The following is a 17809-nucleotide window of genomic DNA, read 5'->3' as shown; positions in this document are numbered from 1 at the left end:
GAGGCAAACCTCTTGCCTGCAGAATCGAGCGAGAAAAGGGGGCGTGTCATGCAGGGCCTGGGACGAATCGCGGCGGTATCGGAGCGCCTGAAACGGGGCGAAATCAGCGCCCGGGCGCTGGCCGAAGAGGCGCTGGAGCGCTTTGCCGATCCGCAAGGGGAGGGCGCACGGGCTTTCGTCAGTCTGGATCGTGACAAGGTCCTGGCCCAGGCCGAGACGGCCGACACCTTGCGCGCCGCTGGTGCCGCCGCCGGACCGTTGGCCGGAATTCCCATATCGATCAAGGACCTCTTCGACGTGGCGGGCGAGGTGACCCGTGCCGGTTCGCAGGCCCTCGACAATGCGCCGCCGGCGCAGCAGGACGCGCCGGCAATCGCCCGCCTGCGTGCTGCGGGCGCGGTGCTGGTGGGCCGCACGAACATGACCGAGTTCGCCTATTCCGGCCTCGGGCTCAACCCGCACTATGGTACGCCCGGCAATCCCGTCGACCGCAGCCGCATTCCCGGTGGCTCTTCTTCGGGCGCGGCGGTTTCGGTGACCGATGGCATGGCGGTCGCGGCCATCGGCAGCGATACCGGCGGCTCGGTTCGCATTCCCTCGGCGCTCTGCGGTCTCGTCGGCTTCAAGCCAACGGCGCGCCGGGTGCCCCTGGAGGGCGCGCTGCCGCTTGCCGCCAGTCTCGATTCCATCGGGCCGCTGGCGCCCAGCGTCGCCTGCTGCGCGCTGCTGGATGCAATCATGGCCGGGGAGCGCCCGCCGGAGCTGACGGCGCGTCCGCTCCGCAGTCTGCGTTTCGCCCTGCCGCGCCACTACATGCTGGAGGAGATGGACGAGACTGTGGCCGCGGCCTTCTCGTCTGCACTCACACGACTCTCGTCCGCCGGCGTGACCATTGAGGAAATCGACTTCCCGGAACTGGACGAGCTGCCGGCACTGGGCGCCAAGGGCGGTTTTCCGGCCGCGGAATCCTGGCACTGGCACCGCGAACTCCTGGGGCGAGCCGGGGAGCGCTATGATCCGCGTGTGCGCAGCCGGATCGAGCGGGGCGCGGCCATGACCGCGGCGGACTATATCGACCTGCTTGAGGGGCGCCGGGCCTTAATCCAGGCGGCCGAGCGGCGCCTGCGCGACTGGGACGCCCTGTTGACGCCCACCGTCCCGATTGTGGCACCGCGCATCGACAGTCTGGAGAGCGATGAGGCATACACCCGCCTCAATCTGCTGATCCTGCGCAACCCGACCGTGGGCAACATGCTCGACCTCTGCGGGATCAGCCTGCCCTGTCATCCCCCAGGGAGCCTGCCGGTCGGCCTGATGCTGATGGGACGCAACGGCAATGATGCCGATCTGCTGCGCCAGGCGGCCGCGGTGGAGGGCTTGCTTTCGCAAGAGTGATGGCGCGTTAGCCTAAAATCGAGGTTTGGTCAGCTAGCAGCCTCTGCCCGATGTAGCGGCGATCTGCACGGGCATTTTGGTGGGTTCTTTCGTTTCGAATATTGCGTTTGAGCGGAAGGAGCGGTAGCTTGAATGCGGATCGAAAGGAGAGCGTTCATGGTTGCCGAAGCGATGCCCAATGCGGCTTCCTCCCGGGGGGAGGCGGATCTCGCCCGTGATTCGCTGCAGCGCTTGGCTCGGGTCATCCAACCAGGGGAAACCTTGACTTTGCGAGCGGGGTACGCAGCCCAGGAGAGCACGATTGAACTGCCGGCCGAGGCCGTAAAGCTCCTGGCCGAAATCCTTGAAAGCATGGCTTCGGGCCGACCCGTGTCCGTCATGCACCACGACGCTGAACTCACGACGCAGCAGGCGGCAGAGCTATTGCACGTGTCGCGGCCGTTCCTAGTCCAACTCCTCGAAGAGAGGAAGATTCCCTTTCGCAAAGTGGGCACGCATCGACGCGTCCGCTTCGATGACGTCATGCGCTACAAGGAGGCGATCGATGCTGATCGCCGCAAGGTACTCAATGCGCTCGCGGCAGAGGCCCAGGAACTGGACATGGGCTACTGAGTTTTGAGGCACACCGTTGCCTTTCTCGATGCCTCAGTCCTTTATCCGGCGCCGCTGCGCGACCTTCTCTTGGAACTCGCGGTCTCCGATCTTTATCGGGCCAAATGGTCTGCGGCAGTACACGAAGAGTGGATTCGCGCGCTGTTGCGGAGCCGCTCCGACCTCACGCGAGACCGCTTGGAGCGCACGCGGGATTTGATGGACGCCCACACCCGCGATGCGCTGGTGTCCGGGTACGAGCACTTGATCGAAACGCTGGTCCTGCCGGACCCCAATGACCGACATATCCTCGCGGCGGCTATCAAAGGCAAGGCTGACATCATAGTCACTGCAAACCTCAAAGACTTCCCGGCTGATCCACTGCAAGCGTGGGGCATTGTTGCACATCATCCCGACCTGTTTCTGACCCAACAGTTTCGCCGGTCACAGTCTGCCTTTCTCGGTGCACTGCAAACGGTCCGTCTTCGCCTCAGGAACCCGTCGAAATCTGCGCAGGAGTATCTTGACACGCTGCGCGCGCAGGGGCTGGCCGCCACAGTTGACGCAATCCAGCCATTCTCCTCCCTGATCTGAGCAGCCCGTGGAACTTCTCGGCGAAGCATCCCTTTCATTCAATTGACGGGACTCGGTGCTCTGACTAGGGTCCGGCGCTTCGCTTCGGCTCAATGTGTCTGGAGCCGCTTTATCACAGGGAACCAATCGTCATGCGCAGCTACGAAGGCCAGCTTTCCGACAACCGTCCGATCAAGCGGACCCGGGAGGAGAAGCAGCGCCAGCTTGCGGAGCTGGAGCAGCAGCGTGCTGCCCTGAAGCAGCATGCCGCGCCGGCCCTGCGCCAGGCGATGGACAAGCGCATCGCCGACCTCAAGGAAGAGCTTTCCCGTCCTCCGGAGCCGTCGCGGCGCGAGCAGCGTCAGCGGGACGGTGAGGGGCGGCCGCGCCGGGAACGGCGCGAAGGCGGGGCACCGGGGCGCCCGCGCCGCTGAGAAGCGCGCAACGCCCGAGTCCTGCTGAGACAACAAAAGGGGCAAGCCGCCGCCATCGTCTTGAAGAACATCTAGGCAGGCAGGGCGGGAGGTTCAGGTGAGACGAGCAGAACAAGATGGGCACGCTGAGCAGCCGAGGTTTCGGCGGGTGGCCGTCGTGGGCGGCGGCGCCTGGGGCACGGCCCTGGCGCTCACTGCGGAGCGGGCTGGCAGCGCCACCAGTTTGTGGGTGCGCGAGGCCGAGGCCGTGGAGGCGATTCGCGCGACCGGCTGCAATCCCTTCCTTTCGGAACATCGACTGCCCGAGTCTCTTACGGTCAGCAGCGATCTGGGCGAGGCCCTGGCTGCCGCCGACCTGGTGCTCCTGGTGGTGCCCTCGCAGTTCCTGCGCGCGCTGGCCCGCGAGGTGGAGGCCCTGCTGGCACCGCGCATTCCCGTGGTGATCTGCAGCAAGGGCATCGAGGCAGAGTCCGGAGCGCTGATGAGCCAGATCGTCAGCGAGGAGATGCCAGGGCGTCCCTGGGCGGTGCTGTCCGGGCCCAGCTTCGCTGCCGAGGTGGCTGAGGGGCAGCCCACGGCGGTAACCATTGCCGCAGATGAGGCCTCCATGGCCGATCCGGCAAGGATGCCCATGGGGCTGGCCGCGCAGGTGGCGCTGACGCTCGGAACGCCGAACTTCCGTCCCTATCTCTCCGATGATCCCGTCGGCGTGGAAGTGGGTGGCGCGGTTAAGAATGTGATCGCCATCGCCTGTGGGATCGCGGCAGGGCAAGGCCTGGGCTCTAACCCGCGCGCGGCACTGATCACCCGTGGCCTGGCCGAGATCAAACGCTTAACCGAGGCGCTGGGCGGGCGGCGGGAGACGGTGAGCGGCCTTGCCGGCATGGGCGACCTGACACTGACCTGCTCCAGCGAGCAGTCGCGCAATTTCTCCTTCGGCAAGGCGCTGGGCCAAGGTAGCAGCGTGGAGGAGGCCCTGGCCGGCAAGACGGCGGTGGTCGAAGGCGCCGAAAATGCGCGCTCCGTCACCGCACTGGCGCGCCGGCTCGGCGTCGAGATGCCAATCTGCGAGGCTGTCGACGCCATATTGCATCAGGGCCGCTCGGTGGAGAGCGCCATCCAGGCCCTGTTGACCCGCCCGCTGCGGGGCGAGTCCCGGGCGCTGGAGCCGCATGTGGCACTGCGCCATCCCGCCGGCGATCCTTACTCCGGGACATCGGGATCCGAAGAATCGTGACGCCGGATCCCGGCTGCTGGCGCGTCGCCGCTCAGCCGGCGTAGACCTCGCGGTAGATGGCGGCGATCTCTTCTTCGTCGGGGACCTTCGGGTTGTTGCCCGGCGACCCGCTGGCCAGTGCCTGCTTCGCCATGGTCGGGATCACCTCGGCGTAGCGTTCGGCGTCGATGCCGTAATCCGCCGGGGTGGGAACCTCCAGTTCCTCGTTGAGGCTGCCCAGAGCGTCCAGCAGGTGGTTCACCGCCAGTTGGTCGCCAACGCTCTCATCCACCAGGCCCATGAAGCGCGCGCAGTCCGCATAGCGCTTCAGTGCCGCCGGCGCCGAGAAGGCCGTGACGGCCGGCAGCAGCATGGCGTTGGAAAGCCCGTGCGGCACATGGAAGAAGGCGCCGATGGGCCGGCTCATGCCGTGGACCAGCGCCACTGAGGAATTGGAGAAGGCCATGCCGCCCTCCAGCGCACCCAGCATCATCTGCTCGCGCGCTTCGGCGTTGTCCGGTTCCCGGCAGGCCTTGCGGATGTTGGCGTAGATGCGCTCCATGGCCGAGCGGGCGAAGCTGTCGCTGTATAGGTTGGCCTTGCGGCTGACATAGGCCTCCATGGCGTGTGTCAGGCTGTCGATGCCGGTGTCGGCCGTGGTGCGGAAGGGCACGGTGAAGGTCAGTTCGTGGTCGACGATGGCCGCGGCCGGCAGACAGCCCAGCCCGGTGATCAGCATCTTTTCGTCGGTTTCCGTGTCAGTGATCACGGTGAAACGCGTGACCTCAGAGCCGGTGCCGGCGGTGGTGGGGATGCAGACCACCGGCAGGCCGACCTCGTTGACCTGGTGCGGCACCTTGTAGTCGCGCATCTTGCCGCCGCCGCGGTGGAGCACCGACATGGCCTTGGCCGTGTCCATGGGGCTGCCGCCGCCCAGCGCCACCATGCAGTCGTAGTCGCCGGCCTTGATTGCGTCGACGCCGATCTCGATCACCGTATCGGTCGGGTCGGGCACGGTATCGGAAAAGAGGCCGTGGCTGAGCCCGGCTGCATCGAGGATGGAGGTCAGCTCTTCCACCTTGCCCAGCTTCACCATCAGGGGGTCGCTGACCACCAAGGGCTTGGACAGGCCGAGGGCCTGTAGCACTCCGGCGGTCTGTTTGATGGCGCCGCCGCCGATCACGATCTGGCGCGGGGTCAGAATGGTGGAAACCATCGGCTTCTCCCTTGAGCTTGCCTTTTCTTTGCTTCCCCTCGTCTTATCCTGCCAGCCTTTTCGAGGCACGAGAAAATAGGGCTGGGCCAATCACCGTGCGTTCCGCTTTTCCCTTCGCCGCGCTGCAAGCCGCAGTCTTTCTGGCGCTCGGGCTCTATCTGCCCTTCTGGCCGCTCTGGCTGGCGGAAAAGGGTCTTTCGGCCGAGCGCATTGGACTGCTGCTCGCACTGGCGGCCTGGATTCGCATCGCGGCTACGCCGGCCGTGGGGCAGGCGGCGGATCGCTGGCGCTACGGCGCGTTGCTGCTGCCCCTGCTCGCCGCTGCTGCGGCCGTCGGCTATGGCGGTTTTCTCTTCGCCGAGGGCTTTCTGGTTTTGCTGGTGCTGCAGGCGCTGACCTTCACCGCCTTCACGCCGCTCATTCCGCTGGCCGACAGCCGAACCCTGGCCGCCGGCCGCCGCTACGGCTTCGACTATGGCCGGGTGCGGCTCTGGGGCTCGCTCGCCTTCATCCTGGGTTCGACGGGCGGCGGCTGGTTGTTGGGGATCGTCGGCCTGGCCATGCTGCCTTGGCTCTTGATCGCTGTGATGCTGTTGGTGGCGATTGCCGGCTGCAGCCTGCCCAGCCCGCCGCAGCGCGAAGCCTCCGCCCCCGGCGGCTTCGGCCACCTGCTGCGCGACCGGCGTTTCCTGGCCATCATCCTGGCCAGCGCCCTGCTGCAGTCCAGCCACGCGTTGCTTTACGGTTTCGCCAGCCTGCATTGGCGCGCCGCCGGCCTGGGAGAGACCTTTATCGGCTGGCTCTGGACCCTGGGCGTCCTAGCTGAGATTGCGCTCTTTGCCGCTGCGCCCTGGTGCTTGGGACGCCTGGGCGCGCGTGGGCTGCTGCTCTTGGCGGCTGCGGGTGGGCTGCTGCGCTGGCCGCTGCTGGCGGTCACCAGCGATCCCCTGCTGCTCCTGCCGGCCCAGGCATTGCACGGTTTGACTTTCGGCGCGGCGCATCTGGGTGTCATGCACCTCATCGGCCGGCACACGCCGCCAAGCCTGGCGGCCACGGCCCAGACCCTGAATGCGGCGCTGACCGGAGGCCTGGCTATGGGCGGCATGCTCTATGCCGCGGGCTGGCTCTATGAGGGCTTCGGGGGCGGCAGTTTCCTCGCAATGACCTTGCTCAGTCTCGCCGGCGGGACGGTCTCCTGGATCGCGTTTCGCGAGGCGCCACGCTGAACGCGGAAAGGTTGCCACGATCCCGGCGGCAGTTCATAAAACGCCTATGAGCTCCACACACGACTTCCCCACTCTCACCGTCGTTTCGCATCCGTTGGTGCAGCACAAGCTGACCCTGATGCGCGACAAGAACACCCAGCCGATCCACTTTCGCCAGCTCCTCAAGGAGATTGCGATGCTGATCGGCTACGAGGTCACCCGCGATCTGCCGCTGAGCAGCGAGCCGATCGAAACGCCCGTGGCACCGATGAACGCGCCGGTGCTGGCCGAGCCGATCACCATTGTTTCGATCCTGCGCGCCGGGCTGGGAATGGCCGATGGCCTGCGCGAACTGATCCCCTCGGCTCGCGAAGGGCACATCGGCCTCTGGCGCGATCCGGAAACCAAGCAGCCGCACGAATACTTTATCAAGCTGCCCAGCGAAGTGGGCCGGGTGATCCTGGTCGATCCGATGCTGGCGACGGGCGGGTCTGCGGCCCATGCGGTGGATGTGTTGCTCAAGCGGGGTGTGGCACGCGAGGAGATCCGCCTCGTCACCCTGGTTTCGGCGCCGGAGGGCATGAAGACCTTTGCCGCTGCGCATCCCAGCGTGCCGGTCTACACCGCAGCCCTCGATGAGAAGCTCGACGACAAGGCTTACATCGTGCCTGGTCTGGGGGATGCCGGCGATCGGATTTTCGGCACGCTCTGAGCCTTCCGGTCAGCCGGTGGGGCCGCGAAAAAATCCGTTCTGGACGCAGCTTGCCGCCTGAATTCATACTCGGCGGCCAGACAACCAAGGCGTTCGCTGCGCCGTGCAAGGAGGCACACCCCCATGCTCAAGACCGTTTTCACGTCCACAGCGCTGGCCACCGCTCTGCTGCTTTCACCCGCACTTCAAGCGGCCACTCCTTCCGATGCCTTGGTGCAGGCGTCGCGCTTCGACGACATCATTTCGCTGGATCCGGCGGAGATGTACGAGATCTCCACATTCGAGGTGGCCACCAACGCTTACGACAAGCTGGTGGCCTATGATCTCGACGACACTTCGAAGATCGTGCCGCAGCTGGCGGAGTCCTGGGAGGTCAGTGAGGACGGCAAGACCTTTACCTTCACCCTTCGCGACGACGTGACTTTCCACTCCGGCAATGCCTTCACGGCTGAGGACGTTGTCTACACCTTCGCGCGGCTTGCGGCACTGGATGTCGGCCCGTCCTTCCTGATCCACGATCTCGGCATCACACCGGACAATCACGAAGACGTGCTCAAGGCTGTGAATGAGCGCACCTTCGAGATGACACTCAGCGAAGCCTTCGCCCCCTCCTTCGTGCTGAATGTCTTAAGCGGCGGCAACTTCTCCATCGTCGACAGCGCCCTGCTCGAAGAGCAAGCGATCGAGGGCGATTGGGGCAACGGCTGGCTCAAGAACAACACGGCGGGCAGCGGCCCCTTCCAGCTTGACCAGATGGTGCCCAACGACCGCATCATCATGAGCCGCTTCGACGACTATTGGGATGGAGCTGCCGAACTGGGCCGCCTCATGTGGCGCCACGTAGAAGAGCCCGCCACCCAGCGTCTGCTGCTGGAGCAGGGCGATGTGGACGTGGCCCGCAACCTGCTGGCCGACCAGCTTGAGCCGCTGCGCGCTGAGGGCACCTTGCAGTTTGTCGAAGCAACGCTGGGTACGCAGCTCTACATGGGCCTTAATGTCTCTCACGAACCGCTGGACGACGTACGGGTGCGCCAGGCGCTGAAGTACCTGGTGGATTATGAGGGCATGGTCGAGACCTTCATGCGCGATGCCTGGATCGTGAACCAGACCTTCCTGCCCCAGGGCATGCTGGGTCATGTCGACAGCGAGCCCTTCTCCTATGACCCCGAGCGGGCGAAGGAGCTGCTGGCCGAAGCCGGCTACGAGGATGGTTTCTCGCTCTCAATAAATGTCGCCACAAACCAGGAACGCATGGACACCGCTCAGGCGGTCCAGGCCTCCTTCGCCAGCGCCGGAATCGAGTTGGAGATCCTGCCCAGCGACTCCCGCACGGCGCTCACCACCTACCGCGCCCGCGAACACGACATTTATCTCGGTACCTGGGGCATCGATTATTTCGACCCCAATACCAACGCTGTCTTCGTTGCCAATGAGGACAACAGCCCCGAGGCGGCGGCCAACCCACTGACCTGGCGCAATGCCTGGCAGGAAGAAGAGCTGACCGAGCGGGTCAAGGACCTGGCACTGGAACGTGACGAAGCAGCGCGTGACGAGGGCTATCAGGCGCTGATCGAGGAGTGGCAGGAGGTCTCCCCCTTCATCATGCTTTTCCAGCAGGTTGCCATTGCGGCGGTGCGGCCCGAGGTCGAGGGTTTCCGCCTGGCGCCCACCAATGACGGCAACCGCCATCACCGCGTCTCCAAGGATTGATGGCGGCGGTCTGCAGTCGGGAGGCCGCTGACCGGTTGGGAGTTGCGCCATGACGGAGCGGAGCCTTGCCGCCCCTCCAAGGTTGCTGGGCACGCGGCTGACGCGGCGCATCCGCTCCCTGGGCGGCCTGCTGGCCTCCCTGGCGCTGACCTTTCTCGGCCTGCTGTGCATCACCTTCCTGATCGGCCGGATCATTCCCATCGATCCGGCGTTGGCCATCGTTGGCGACCGCGCACCCGCCCATGTCTATGAGCGGGTGCGCGAGGAACTGGGACTCAACCTGCCGCTCTGGCAGCAGTTCTTCATCTACGTTGGCCAAGTGCTACGCGGCGACTTCGGCACCTCGGTCCTCACCGGGCGGCCGGTGCTGGAGGACATCGCTCGGGTCTTCCCCGCCACCCTGGAACTGGCCACGCTGGGGATTCTGATCGGCGTGATCTTCGGTGTGCCCATGGGCGTCGTGGCGGCGGTGCACCGCGACCGCTGGCCGGACCAGCTCGTACGCGTCATCGGGCTGGTCGGCTATTCGGTGCCGATCTTCTGGCTCGGTCTGGTCGGGCTTTTGGTGTTCTACGCCAAGCTCGGATGGGTAGGGGGCAGCGGGCGCCTCGACTTCTTCCACGAGGGGATCGCGCCCAGCGTGACCGGGATGATCCTTATCGATGCGGCGATCGCAGGGGAATGGGACGTTTTCCGCAACGCGCTGCATCACATCGTGTTGCCGGCGGCGCTGCTGGGCTACTTCTCGCTCGCTTACATCAGCCGCATGACCCGCAGCCTGATGTTGGAACAGCTCAATCAGGAGTACATCACCACCGCCCGGGTGAAGGGGGTCAGCGAGGCGCGGGTGATCTGGGTCCATGCCCTGCGCAACATTCTGGTCCCCCTGATCACCGTGGTCGCGTTGTCTTACGCCAGCCTGCTGGAGGGCTCGGTGCTGACCGAGACGGTCTTTGCCTGGCCCGGGCTGGGCCGCTATCTCACCAACGCCCTGCTGGCGGCCGACATGGCCGCGGTGCTGGGCGCGACCATCGTCGTCGGGTTGGTCTTCGTCGGCGTCAATCTCCTGAGTGATCTGCTCTACCGGCTGGTGGACCCGCGCGCACGATGAGTGAAACCCTCTCCACCGCAGGCTGGCGCGCCTGGCTGCTCTCCGAAAGGCCGCAATCGGCCTTGCAGGCGCGGCTTGGGCAGGCCTGGCTGTCCTGGAACGCCTTCCAGCGCAATCGCCTGGCGATGCTGGGGCTTGCCCTGATCCTGCTGCTGGTGCTGGTGGCTGCCTTCGCGCCCTGGATCAGCCCCTATGAGCCCAACGTGCAGAACCTGCGCCTGCGATTGCAGCCGCCCGGCGCGGCGCACTGGCTGGGCACGGACGAGCTGGGCCGCGACATCCTCAGTCGCATCATCCACGGCGCGCGCATCACTCTTTACATCGTGACGCTGGTGGTGGTGATCGCCGCGCCCATCGGCCTGCTGGTGGGCACGGTGGCCGGATACTTCGGTGGTTGGGTCGATGCCGTGCTGATGCGCCTCACCGACATCTTCCTGGCCTTTCCCCGCCTGATCCTGGCTCTGGCCTTCGTGGCGGCGCTGGGGCCGGGGATCGACAATGCGGTGATCGCCATCGCCATCACCGCCTGGCCTGCATACGCTCGCGTTGCGCGCGCCGAGACGCTCACGCTGCGGCGCTCCGACTTCATCGCCGCCGTGCGCATCCAGGGAGCCGGTGCCTTTCGCATCATCGGGCGCCACATCATGCCGCTTTGCCTGCCCTCGGTGATCGTGCGGGTGACCCTGGACATGGCGGGGATCATCCTGACCGCGGCCGGGCTGGGCTTCCTTGGCCTCGGTGCCCAGCCGCCGGCGCCGGAGTGGGGCGCCATGATCTCCACTGGGCGGGCCTATCTGCTGGACCAGTGGTGGGTGGCGACGATCCCTGGACTTGCCATCTGCCTCGTTAGCCTCGGCTTCAATCTCCTGGGCGACGGTCTGCGCGACCTGCTCGATCCCAAGCGGCGGGGTGGGTGATGGCGGCTCTGCTGAATGTCGACAATCTGCAGGTCGCCTTTCGCGGGCCGCGCGGCGAGGTGCCGGCGGTGCGCGGTGTCTCCTTCTCTCTGGGGCGGGAGAAGCTGGGGATCGTCGGCGAATCGGGCTCGGGCAAGTCCACTATTGGACGCGCCATCCTGCGTCTCTTGCCCGACAGCGCCCGGGTGACCGCCGACAGGTTGACCTTCGAGGGGCAGGACCTGCTCGGCCTCTCGCCGCGGGCGCTGCGAAACCTGCGCGGGCGCCACATCACCATGGTGATGCAGGACCCGCGCTACTCGCTCAATCCGGTGCTGCCGGTGGGCGACCAGATCGCCGAGACTCTGCGGGTGCATGGCGCCGGAGGCCGCGGCCGGGAGCTCTATCGCAAGGTGCTGGATATCCTGGAGGCGGTGCAGATCCGCGATCCCGAGCGGGTTTACCGCGCCTATCCGCACGAGCTGTCCGGCGGCATGGGCCAGCGGGCGATGATCGCCATGATGCTGATCGCCGATCCTCGGCTCCTGATCGCCGACGAGCCGACCTCGGCGCTCGATGTCACGGTGCGGCGGCAGATTCTCTCGATCCTGGATGACCTTGTCAGCCGCCGGGGCATGGGCCTGATCCTGATCAGCCACGATCTCAATCTCGTCGCCGGCTTCTGCGACCGGGTGCTGATCCTCTACGCCGGTCGGGTGGTGGAGGAGATCGAGGCCCGCAATCTTCACGCCTGCCGCCATCCCTACAGCCGCGGCTTGCTTGCCTCGCTGCCGCGTCTGGAGCAGCCGGTGGGCGAACTCGCAACCCTGCAGCGCGATCCTGCCTGGCTCGACGGCCCCGTCTATCGCTTCGGCGAGGAGGTGTCCCGGTGACCGCGTCCCCCATGATCGTGGTGGACGACCTGGCAGTCCACTTCGGTGAGGGGCGCGACAGCGTGCGCGCCGTCGACGGCGTGAGCTTCCAGGTGCATGAAGGCGAGAGCTACGGACTGGTGGGCGAGTCAGGCAGCGGCAAGTCCACCGTCCTGCGCGTGCTCTGCGGCCTGCAGCAGCAGTGGCAGGGGCGGGTGACTCTTGCCGGTGCCCCCCTGCCAAAGCGCCCGCGGCGTGACTTTTTCCTTCGGGTGCAGATGGTCTTCCAGGATCCCTACGGCTCCCTGCACCCGCGCTTCACCATCGACGCGACCCTGAGCGAACCGCTGGCGATTCACGGCATCGGCGAGCGGCGGGAGCGGGTGCATCGCGCGCTTGAGGCCGTTGGCCTCGACCCGGCCTTTCGCTTTCGCTTTCCCCATCAACTTTCCGGCGGCCAGCGGCAGCGGGTGGCCATTGCCCGGGCCCTGATCCTGGAGCCGCGGGTGCTGCTGCTCGACGAGCCGACCTCTGCGCTGGATGTCTCCGTGCAGGCGGAGATCCTCAATCTACTGGCACGGCTGCGGCGCGAGCACGGGCTGACCTACCTTCTGGTCAGCCACGACCTGGCCGTGGTGGCCCATCTCTGCAGCCGCATTGCGGTGATGCAGGGCGGGCAGCTTGTGGAGCAGCTCTCGGTCGAGGATCTGCGCCGCGGCAGCGCCGCCACCGACTACACCCGCGACCTCATCGCCGCCAGCAGTGGCGAGATCATCGCGCAGCCGGCGCAAAGCACCTGACAGAGTGCAGCAGCAGCCGGTAAGCTGCATGAGTCGAGTCGCTCAGGGAGGATCGGATGCCGCAACGCAAGACACTCTGGGCAGGCTGCGTCCTTGCCCTCGCGGCTTGCATACCAACGGGCGGGGCCACACTCGCGGGCTTGAGTAGTGCGGAAATGGGCCAGGTGGAGACCGGGCGCGAACTTGCCCAGTCCTACTGCGCCGGCTGTCACGCCGTGGGAGAGCAGGACAGCAGCCCTTTGCCGGAAGCCCCGGCCTTTCGTGATCTGCATCACCGCTATCCCGTGGCCCATCTGGCGGAGTCGCTGGCCGAGGGGATCGCCGTCGGCCACCCCGCCATGCCCGAGTTCGTCCTCGAGCCCGGCGAGGTGGAGGCCTTCATCCGCTATCTGGAAAGCCTGGAGGAGTGAGCGCGCGCTATTGTCGCTTGCGAGCGACTCCCATCTGGCGTTAGAAGCACCTAACCATAATTTCAGGGACAGGGGCATGGCAGACCTGACGGGGCAGGCGCGCCTCTTTGCCGACTATTGGCAGAGGTTGCCGAAACGAAGTGGCATTGCGGATCGCAAGGACTTCGATGTGTCGCAGCTTCGCGGCATCATCCAGTCGCTGGTGATTCTCCAATTGGAAAGCCCCGAGGTCGTGCGCTTCCGCCTGGCAGGCACCGAAGAGGTGCGTCGCTATGGCTATGAGGTGACCGGCGGAAACTATCTCGATTTTGTGCCCGAATGGCGCCGGCCTGCGGTGGTGCAGTGTTTCCGACATATGCTGACCTGGCCCTGCGGCATGCGTGTTGTCATCCGTTCCCAGACTCGCGGCGGCATCGCCTTGCACAACCAGGCTGTGGGCTTTCCCTTTCGCGGTTGCGATGGTCGCGTCGATCAGTTGATCTTCCAGAGCACCGATCTCGACCGCACCTTGACCGACAACGCGAGCAATTTGATCGAGGTTCATGAAGCTGTGACCGAGCGCGAGTTCCTCGACTTGGGTCATGGACTGCCGTCAGAGCCGCTGCAGCCCAGCGACATCGCCGTGTGGCAGGCCTCCGAAGCGACCACACAGCGGCGGACACCCGGACGCGTGGCCGACGCCGAAGCCGGCCGCCGACTGCAAAGCTTCCTCGTAGATTCTCCCATGGCGAAATAGGTCCGATCGCCGCACCTGACTGTGCTCCAACCCGCGATCGTTGCGCTTCCTGCGATGCCGCCTTAAGCAGGAAGAGAGGAAGGGTGGTACAGGCGGCGGATGAGCGGTCGGGACGCAAGGGCGACGCAGGCGGGCGCGGGGGGTATCGCCGCTAGGAAGATCAGTCGGGAACGCACGGCCCGCTTCGCCCTGCTGGCTGCCATACCGAATCTCCTGGCGGTTGTGGTTGCGGTCCTTCTTTCCAATTCCATATCGCTGGTCGCCGACCTGTTGCTTAGCCTGCTGGACTTCGCCACGGTGCTGGTCGTTTGGTGGGTCGCGTATTTGGCCCTGCAAAGCCGGGGAGCGCGACTCGAGTTTGGTTTCGGGAAGGTCGAAAGCCTGACCAGTGCTGCCGTGGGAGGCTTTATGGTGGTCTCCCTTTTCGTGGTGGTCGCACTCGCGCTTGGGCGCATGCAGGGCGGCGAGACGGAACTGCAGGGCAGCGGTGTTATCCTTGGCATCTTGGCCAATGCCGTGTCGGGTGCTGTGAACCTTTGGCTGCTGCTGCGTTATTGGCGCCAGGCGCGCAGCGACGAGAGCCCGGTTGTGCGTTCCCAGATCGTGCTCTTCATCGACAAGCTGACTTCGAATGTGGTGATGCTCGTCGCTCTGGCGGGCGCCCTGCTGTTCTCCGGCACCGCCGTCGGCCCTTATATCGATCCAGTCGCCAGTCTGATCATCGCGCTCTCCATGGGGTTCTGGGCGCTGCAGATACTGCGTCGTGCCTTGAGTGAGTTGCTGGATGCGGCCTGCGGCGAGGAGGTGCAGATGCCGGTCACCCAGGCCTTGGCGCAGCATTTTGACGACTACGACGGCATCGGCCCCCTGCGCACCCGGCGGGCCGGCGCCGATGTCTTCATCGAAATCGAGCTGGAGTTTCGGCCCGAGCGTACCATGGCCGAGGTGGAACGATTGCGAAGCGCGCTGACCGCGCAGATCCGCCAGGCCGTGCCCAACGCCCGCGTCACGCTGCTGCCGCGCCTGGCCGGCGCTACGACAGAATTCTGAAAACCACCACCTCAGCCGCCCCGCTTGAGCGCGTGGCTGATGACTTTGCGCATGACGCTGGGCAGGGCCTGCTTATCCAGTTCGTCGGGTTCGGCCCACAAACTACCAGGCGGGGGGGAAGCGCCGGATTCGATTCGCCCGGCCCAGACCTCCAGTTCCAGATGGAAGTGCGTGAAGGTGTGGCGCACCTGACCGGGCAGCGCGCGCCAGTCGGCAGGGAAGGGCGCCTGGGGCAGCGCCTCGGCTTCACTCCAGTGATCGCCGCGCCACTCGGTGGAGGGCACCTCCATCATGCCGCCCAGCAGGCCCTTTTCCGGCCGCCGGCGCAGCAGCAGCCGTCCCTGCGCGTCGATGGTCCAGAAGGCGATGCCGCGGCGGGTCGGCTTCGCTGCCTTGGGTGTGCGGGCCGGCAGTTCCTTTTCGCGGTTCAGCGCGTAGGCGGCGCAGTCCTCGGCCAAGGGGCAGAGCAGGCACTTGGGGCGTCCCGGCAGGCACAGGATGGCCCCCAGGTCCATCATCGCCTGGGCGAAGTCACCCGGTCGCTGCGGGGAAACCAGCGTGGCGGCGGCCTCGCGGATCTCGGCCTTCGCAGGCGGCAGGGGCGTTTCGATGGCGAAGAGCCGGGCAATGACCCGCTCCCAGTTGCCGTCGACGGGGGCGGCGGGCCTGTCGAAGGCAATGGCGGCGATGGCGGCTGCGGTGTAGGCGCCAATACCCGGCAGCGCTTGCAAGGCAGCTTCTTCCTGTGGAAAGCGGCCCCCATGCTCGGCGACCAGGCTTTGAGCGCACTTGTGCAGGTTGCGCGCCCGGGCGTAGTAGCCCAGCCCCGCCCAGGCGGTCAGCACCTCATCCAGCGGCGCCGCCGCCAGCTCCTCGACTCGCGGCCAGCGCGCCAGGAAGGCTTCGAAGTAGGGAGCGGCCGCGACCACCGTGGTCTGCTGCAGCATGATCTCCGAGAGCCAGACATGGTAGGGATCGGCCACCTCCTCCGGCAGCGCGCGCCAGGGGAGGCGCCGGGCATGGCGGTCGTACCACTGCAGCAATCGTTGGCGCAGGGCTGCAGGATCGGGCTGCGGCGCTTCGCTGCTTGCGTGGGCGGTCGATATGGACTCTTCCATGGCCGGGGACCATCTTGGAAGGCGTCATGAACCGCAACACTCTTATTATCCGTCTCCTGGTGCTGGGTGGTGCAGCCATTGCCCTGGCGGTCCTGGTTGCCGGGCTCCTGCTCCCCTTCCAGCAGAGGGGGGAGCAGGGCGAGGCGCTGTTGCTCAGCGAGGCCGAACTGGAGTCGCGCTTGAGCGAGGCCGGCCATGCGGTGGCCGAACTGCGGCGCGAAGGGGGCGTGTACCAGGTGCACCTGGAGGACGGCAGCCGCATCTGGGTGGACGGCGTCAGCGGTCAGGAGATTGCGGTACCGGAAAGCCGCGGCTCTGCGCTGCAGAACAGCCAAGTGCGGCGCCTGCTGCGCGATGGCGGCTATTCGGAGATCAGCGGATTGCAGTGGCGCCGTGGTGCCTTCGAGGCCGAGGCCGAGGACGCGGAGGGGCAGCGCTGGCGCCTGCGCCTGGATACCTACAGCGGCGAGATCCTGGAGCGCGAGGCGCTATGAGCGGCGGCCAGCAAGCGGACGACGGGCAGGGCAGGGATCGGCGTGCGCGCTGGCCCAGCGCGCTGGCCCGCTTCGTGCCTCGCCTGACCCGGCCGGCGCTTAGGGGCTTTGCCAAGGCGGAAGCTGCATTGCTGCTGGACTGGGAGGTCATCGTCGGACCCGAGGTCGCCGCCTACACGCAGCCGCTCAAGCTGGCCTTTCCAACCCGCGACGAAAAGCGCAAGGCCACCCTGCACTTGCGGGTCGACCCCGCCATGGCGCTCGACCTGCAGCACAGTGGCGATCTGTTGGCCGAGCGGGTCAACATGTACTTCGGCTACGCGCTGGTGGCGCGGCTGCGTCTCAAACAGGGGCCGGTGCGCCGCAAAGCACCACGCCCGCCGCTGCAAGCGCCCGCGCCGCTGCCGCCGGAAAGGGCCGCCGGCCTGAACCAGCGGCTCTCGGCGATTGACGATCCGGGCTTGCGTGAGGCACTGGAGCGGCTTGGCACGGCGGTCGGCGGCAAGGGCAGGGGATGAGACCCCGCCATATTTCCGCCCCGCCGGGCTGTCATGGCTTTGCCCGGACCCGTCCGAAAGGCTTGAGGAGCGCGTCGGCTCCCCCTAGTATTCACAAGATATGGTAGGTGAAAGATGAATCGCAGGCAGATACTGAAGGGCCTTCCCGCCGTGGCGGTGCTGCCGCCGATGTTGGGCGGGCTGATCCGACCGGCGGCGGCGCAGGATGTGGCCCTGCGCGAGGGAGATCGGGTGCTGGGCGAGTCGGAAGCGCCGGTGACCATCATCGAATACTCCTCGCTTACATGCCCGCACTGTGCGCGCTTTCACCGGGAAATCCTGCCGCAAGTGAAGTCGGAGTGGATAGAGGAGGGGCGGGCCAAGCTGGCCTATCGCCACTTCCCGCTCGATGGGCTGGCGCTGCGGGCGGCCATGGTGGCCAATGCCATGCCCACAGACCGGGCCTTTTTCGCGTTCATCGAGGTGCTCTTCGAAACCCAGGCGCAGTGGTCGCAGGCTCAAGATCCGCTGGAGGCGCTTGCCCGCCATGCGCAGCTTGCCGGCCTCAGCCAGGAGCGCTTCAACGCCGCGGTAGAGGATGAGCCTGGCATGAACGCTGTCCTCGAGGGCTTCGTGGAAGCCCGTGACGAGTTCGGGGTCAATTCGACGCCGACCTTCTTCGCCAATGGTGAGAAGGTCCAGGGCGTCGGCGATTACGAGAGTTTCGCGCAGGTCCTGGACGCGGCCTGAGGACGAGGGCGAGCGATCCTCGA

20 protein-coding genes are annotated in these 17809 nt (G+C 66.3%); 18 read left to right on the top strand and 2 right to left on the bottom strand.

Annotated elements, in window-relative coordinates:
• The first annotated feature begins 48 nt into the window (after positions 1 to 48).
• From P2G67_RS14405 to P2G67_RS14385, 5 genes are all read left to right on the top strand, one after another.
• Positions 49 to 1395 carry an amidase gene (locus P2G67_RS14405; protein WP_275823951.1) on the top strand — a complete coding sequence of 449 codons (1347 nt, stop codon included), beginning with the start codon at positions 49 to 51 and terminating at the stop codon, positions 1393 to 1395.
• Between the two features lie 156 nt (positions 1396 to 1551).
• Positions 1552 to 2007 (top strand): helix-turn-helix domain-containing protein, encoded by a 456-nt coding sequence (locus tag P2G67_RS14400; protein WP_275823950.1) that lies wholly within the window; start codon positions 1552 to 1554, stop codon positions 2005 to 2007.
• Positions 2008 to 2010: 3 nt separating this feature from the next.
• A complete protein-coding gene (locus P2G67_RS14395; protein WP_275823949.1) occupies positions 2011 to 2580 on the top strand; it encodes a PIN domain-containing protein in 570 nt (189 codons plus the stop codon).
• A gap of 131 nt (positions 2581 to 2711) precedes the next feature.
• Positions 2712 to 2993, top strand: coding sequence for a hypothetical protein (locus P2G67_RS14390; RefSeq protein WP_275823948.1), 282 nt, complete (start codon positions 2712 to 2714; stop codon positions 2991 to 2993).
• Positions 2994 to 3090: 97 nt separating this feature from the next.
• Complete coding sequence (locus P2G67_RS14385) at positions 3091 to 4230, top strand: NAD(P)H-dependent glycerol-3-phosphate dehydrogenase (protein ID WP_275823947.1); 1140 nt, start codon at positions 3091 to 3093, stop codon at positions 4228 to 4230.
• A gap of 31 nt (positions 4231 to 4261) precedes the next feature.
• On the opposite strand, the gene P2G67_RS14380 is transcribed toward P2G67_RS14385, so the two are convergent.
• Positions 4262 to 5425 (bottom strand): iron-containing alcohol dehydrogenase, encoded by a 1164-nt coding sequence (locus P2G67_RS14380; protein WP_275823946.1) that lies wholly within the window; start codon positions 5423 to 5425, stop codon positions 4262 to 4264.
• A 95-nt stretch (positions 5426 to 5520) separates the two neighbouring features.
• Between P2G67_RS14380 and P2G67_RS14375 the strand changes: the two genes are divergently transcribed.
• The 10 genes from P2G67_RS14375 to P2G67_RS14330 all read left to right on the top strand — a co-directional run bounded on the left by P2G67_RS14375 (position 5521) and on the right by P2G67_RS14330 (position 14927).
• Positions 5521 to 6651, top strand: coding sequence for an MFS transporter (locus P2G67_RS14375; protein ID WP_275823945.1), 1131 nt, complete (start codon positions 5521 to 5523; stop codon positions 6649 to 6651).
• Between the two features lie 46 nt (positions 6652 to 6697).
• Positions 6698 to 7342 carry a uracil phosphoribosyltransferase gene (upp, locus tag P2G67_RS14370; RefSeq protein ID WP_275823944.1) on the top strand — a complete coding sequence of 215 codons (645 nt, stop codon included), beginning with the start codon at positions 6698 to 6700 and terminating at the stop codon, positions 7340 to 7342.
• Between the two features lie 123 nt (positions 7343 to 7465).
• Positions 7466 to 9052 (top strand): ABC transporter substrate-binding protein, encoded by a 1587-nt coding sequence (locus tag P2G67_RS14365; protein ID WP_275823943.1) that lies wholly within the window; start codon positions 7466 to 7468, stop codon positions 9050 to 9052.
• 49 nt (positions 9053 to 9101) lie between these two features.
• On the top strand, positions 9102 to 10163 hold the full coding sequence (locus P2G67_RS14360) for an ABC transporter permease (protein ID WP_275823942.1): 1062 nt from the start codon (positions 9102 to 9104) through the stop codon (positions 10161 to 10163).
• A complete protein-coding gene (nikC, locus tag P2G67_RS14355) occupies positions 10160 to 11080 on the top strand; it encodes a nickel transporter permease (RefSeq protein ID WP_275823941.1) in 921 nt (306 codons plus the stop codon). Before P2G67_RS14360 ends, nikC begins: the two co-directional genes overlap by 4 nt.
• The gene (locus tag P2G67_RS14350) at positions 11080 to 11952 is read left to right on the top strand and encodes an ABC transporter ATP-binding protein (RefSeq protein WP_322099719.1); all 873 of its coding nucleotides are present in this window, start codon (positions 11080 to 11082) and stop codon (positions 11950 to 11952) included. Before nikC ends, P2G67_RS14350 begins: the two co-directional genes overlap by 1 nt.
• An 11-nt stretch (positions 11953 to 11963) precedes the next feature.
• Positions 11964 to 12731: an ABC transporter ATP-binding protein gene (locus tag P2G67_RS14345; protein WP_275824024.1), complete on the top strand. Its 768-nt coding sequence runs from the start codon at positions 11964 to 11966 to the stop codon at positions 12729 to 12731.
• 155 nt (positions 12732 to 12886) lie between these two features.
• Positions 12887 to 13141 (top strand): c-type cytochrome, encoded by a 255-nt coding sequence (locus tag P2G67_RS14340; RefSeq protein ID WP_322099718.1) that lies wholly within the window; start codon positions 12887 to 12889, stop codon positions 13139 to 13141.
• A 76-nt stretch (positions 13142 to 13217) separates the two neighbouring features.
• Positions 13218 to 13877 (top strand): PAS domain-containing protein, encoded by a 660-nt coding sequence (locus P2G67_RS14335; RefSeq protein ID WP_275823938.1) that lies wholly within the window; start codon positions 13218 to 13220, stop codon positions 13875 to 13877.
• A gap of 99 nt (positions 13878 to 13976) precedes the next feature.
• Positions 13977 to 14927, top strand: a complete 951-nt coding sequence (locus P2G67_RS14330) for a cation diffusion facilitator family transporter (protein WP_275823936.1) — start codon at positions 13977 to 13979, stop codon at positions 14925 to 14927.
• An 11-nt stretch (positions 14928 to 14938) separates the two neighbouring features.
• Here P2G67_RS14330 and mutY read toward each other — a convergent pair whose 3' ends face one another.
• Entirely contained in the window at positions 14939 to 16045 is a 1107-nt protein-coding gene (mutY, locus tag P2G67_RS14325) for an A/G-specific adenine glycosylase (RefSeq protein WP_275823935.1), read from the bottom strand.
• A 26-nt stretch (positions 16046 to 16071) separates the two neighbouring features.
• Between mutY and P2G67_RS14320 the strand changes: the two genes are divergently transcribed.
• The 3 genes from P2G67_RS14320 to P2G67_RS14310 all read left to right on the top strand — a co-directional run bounded on the left by P2G67_RS14320 (position 16072) and on the right by P2G67_RS14310 (position 17786).
• Positions 16072 to 16539, top strand: coding sequence for a hypothetical protein (locus P2G67_RS14320; protein WP_275823934.1), 468 nt, complete (start codon positions 16072 to 16074; stop codon positions 16537 to 16539).
• Entirely contained in the window at positions 16536 to 17057 is a 522-nt protein-coding gene (locus P2G67_RS14315; RefSeq protein ID WP_275823933.1) for a DUF721 domain-containing protein, read from the top strand. The genes P2G67_RS14320 and P2G67_RS14315 overlap by 4 nt, the downstream gene beginning before the upstream one ends.
• 114 nt (positions 17058 to 17171) lie before the next feature.
• Complete coding sequence (locus P2G67_RS14310) at positions 17172 to 17786, top strand: DsbA family protein (protein ID WP_275823932.1); 615 nt, start codon at positions 17172 to 17174, stop codon at positions 17784 to 17786.
• Positions 17787 to 17809: the final 23 nt, after the last annotated feature.

Source organism: Aquibaculum arenosum (assembly GCF_029222965.1).
Taxonomy (GTDB): Bacteria; Pseudomonadota; Alphaproteobacteria; order Kiloniellales; family DSM-21159; genus Aquibaculum; species Aquibaculum arenosum.
This window is presented reverse-complemented; position numbering and strand designations above follow the sequence as displayed.

Coding starts and splice junctions, on each gene's coding strand:
- nikC (WP_275823941.1), top strand. CDS start 10,160: ATGAGTGAAACCCTCTCCACCGCAGGCTGGCGCGCCTGGCTGCTCTCC.
- P2G67_RS14360 (WP_275823942.1), top strand. CDS start 9,102: ATGACGGAGCGGAGCCTTGCCGCCCCTCCAAGGTTGCTGGGCACGCGG.
- P2G67_RS14380 (WP_275823946.1), bottom strand. CDS start 5,425: ATGGTTTCCACCATTCTGACCCCGCGCCAGATCGTGATCGGCGGCGGC.
- P2G67_RS14310 (WP_275823932.1), top strand. CDS start 17,172: ATGAATCGCAGGCAGATACTGAAGGGCCTTCCCGCCGTGGCGGTGCTG.
- P2G67_RS14390 (WP_275823948.1), top strand. CDS start 2,712: ATGCGCAGCTACGAAGGCCAGCTTTCCGACAACCGTCCGATCAAGCGG.
- P2G67_RS14335 (WP_275823938.1), top strand. CDS start 13,218: ATGGCAGACCTGACGGGGCAGGCGCGCCTCTTTGCCGACTATTGGCAG.
- P2G67_RS14340 (WP_322099718.1), top strand. CDS start 12,887: ATGGGCCAGGTGGAGACCGGGCGCGAACTTGCCCAGTCCTACTGCGCC.
- P2G67_RS14405 (WP_275823951.1), top strand. CDS start 49: ATGCAGGGCCTGGGACGAATCGCGGCGGTATCGGAGCGCCTGAAACGG.
- P2G67_RS14330 (WP_275823936.1), top strand. CDS start 13,977: ATGAGCGGTCGGGACGCAAGGGCGACGCAGGCGGGCGCGGGGGGTATC.
- mutY (WP_275823935.1), bottom strand. CDS start 16,045: ATGGAAGAGTCCATATCGACCGCCCACGCAAGCAGCGAAGCGCCGCAG.
- P2G67_RS14345 (WP_275824024.1), top strand. CDS start 11,964: ATGATCGTGGTGGACGACCTGGCAGTCCACTTCGGTGAGGGGCGCGAC.
- upp (WP_275823944.1), top strand. CDS start 6,698: ATGAGCTCCACACACGACTTCCCCACTCTCACCGTCGTTTCGCATCCG.
- P2G67_RS14400 (WP_275823950.1), top strand. CDS start 1,552: ATGGTTGCCGAAGCGATGCCCAATGCGGCTTCCTCCCGGGGGGAGGCG.
- P2G67_RS14350 (WP_322099719.1), top strand. CDS start 11,080: ATGGCGGCTCTGCTGAATGTCGACAATCTGCAGGTCGCCTTTCGCGGG.
- P2G67_RS14365 (WP_275823943.1), top strand. CDS start 7,466: ATGCTCAAGACCGTTTTCACGTCCACAGCGCTGGCCACCGCTCTGCTG.
- P2G67_RS14320 (WP_275823934.1), top strand. CDS start 16,072: ATGAACCGCAACACTCTTATTATCCGTCTCCTGGTGCTGGGTGGTGCA.
- P2G67_RS14315 (WP_275823933.1), top strand. CDS start 16,536: ATGAGCGGCGGCCAGCAAGCGGACGACGGGCAGGGCAGGGATCGGCGT.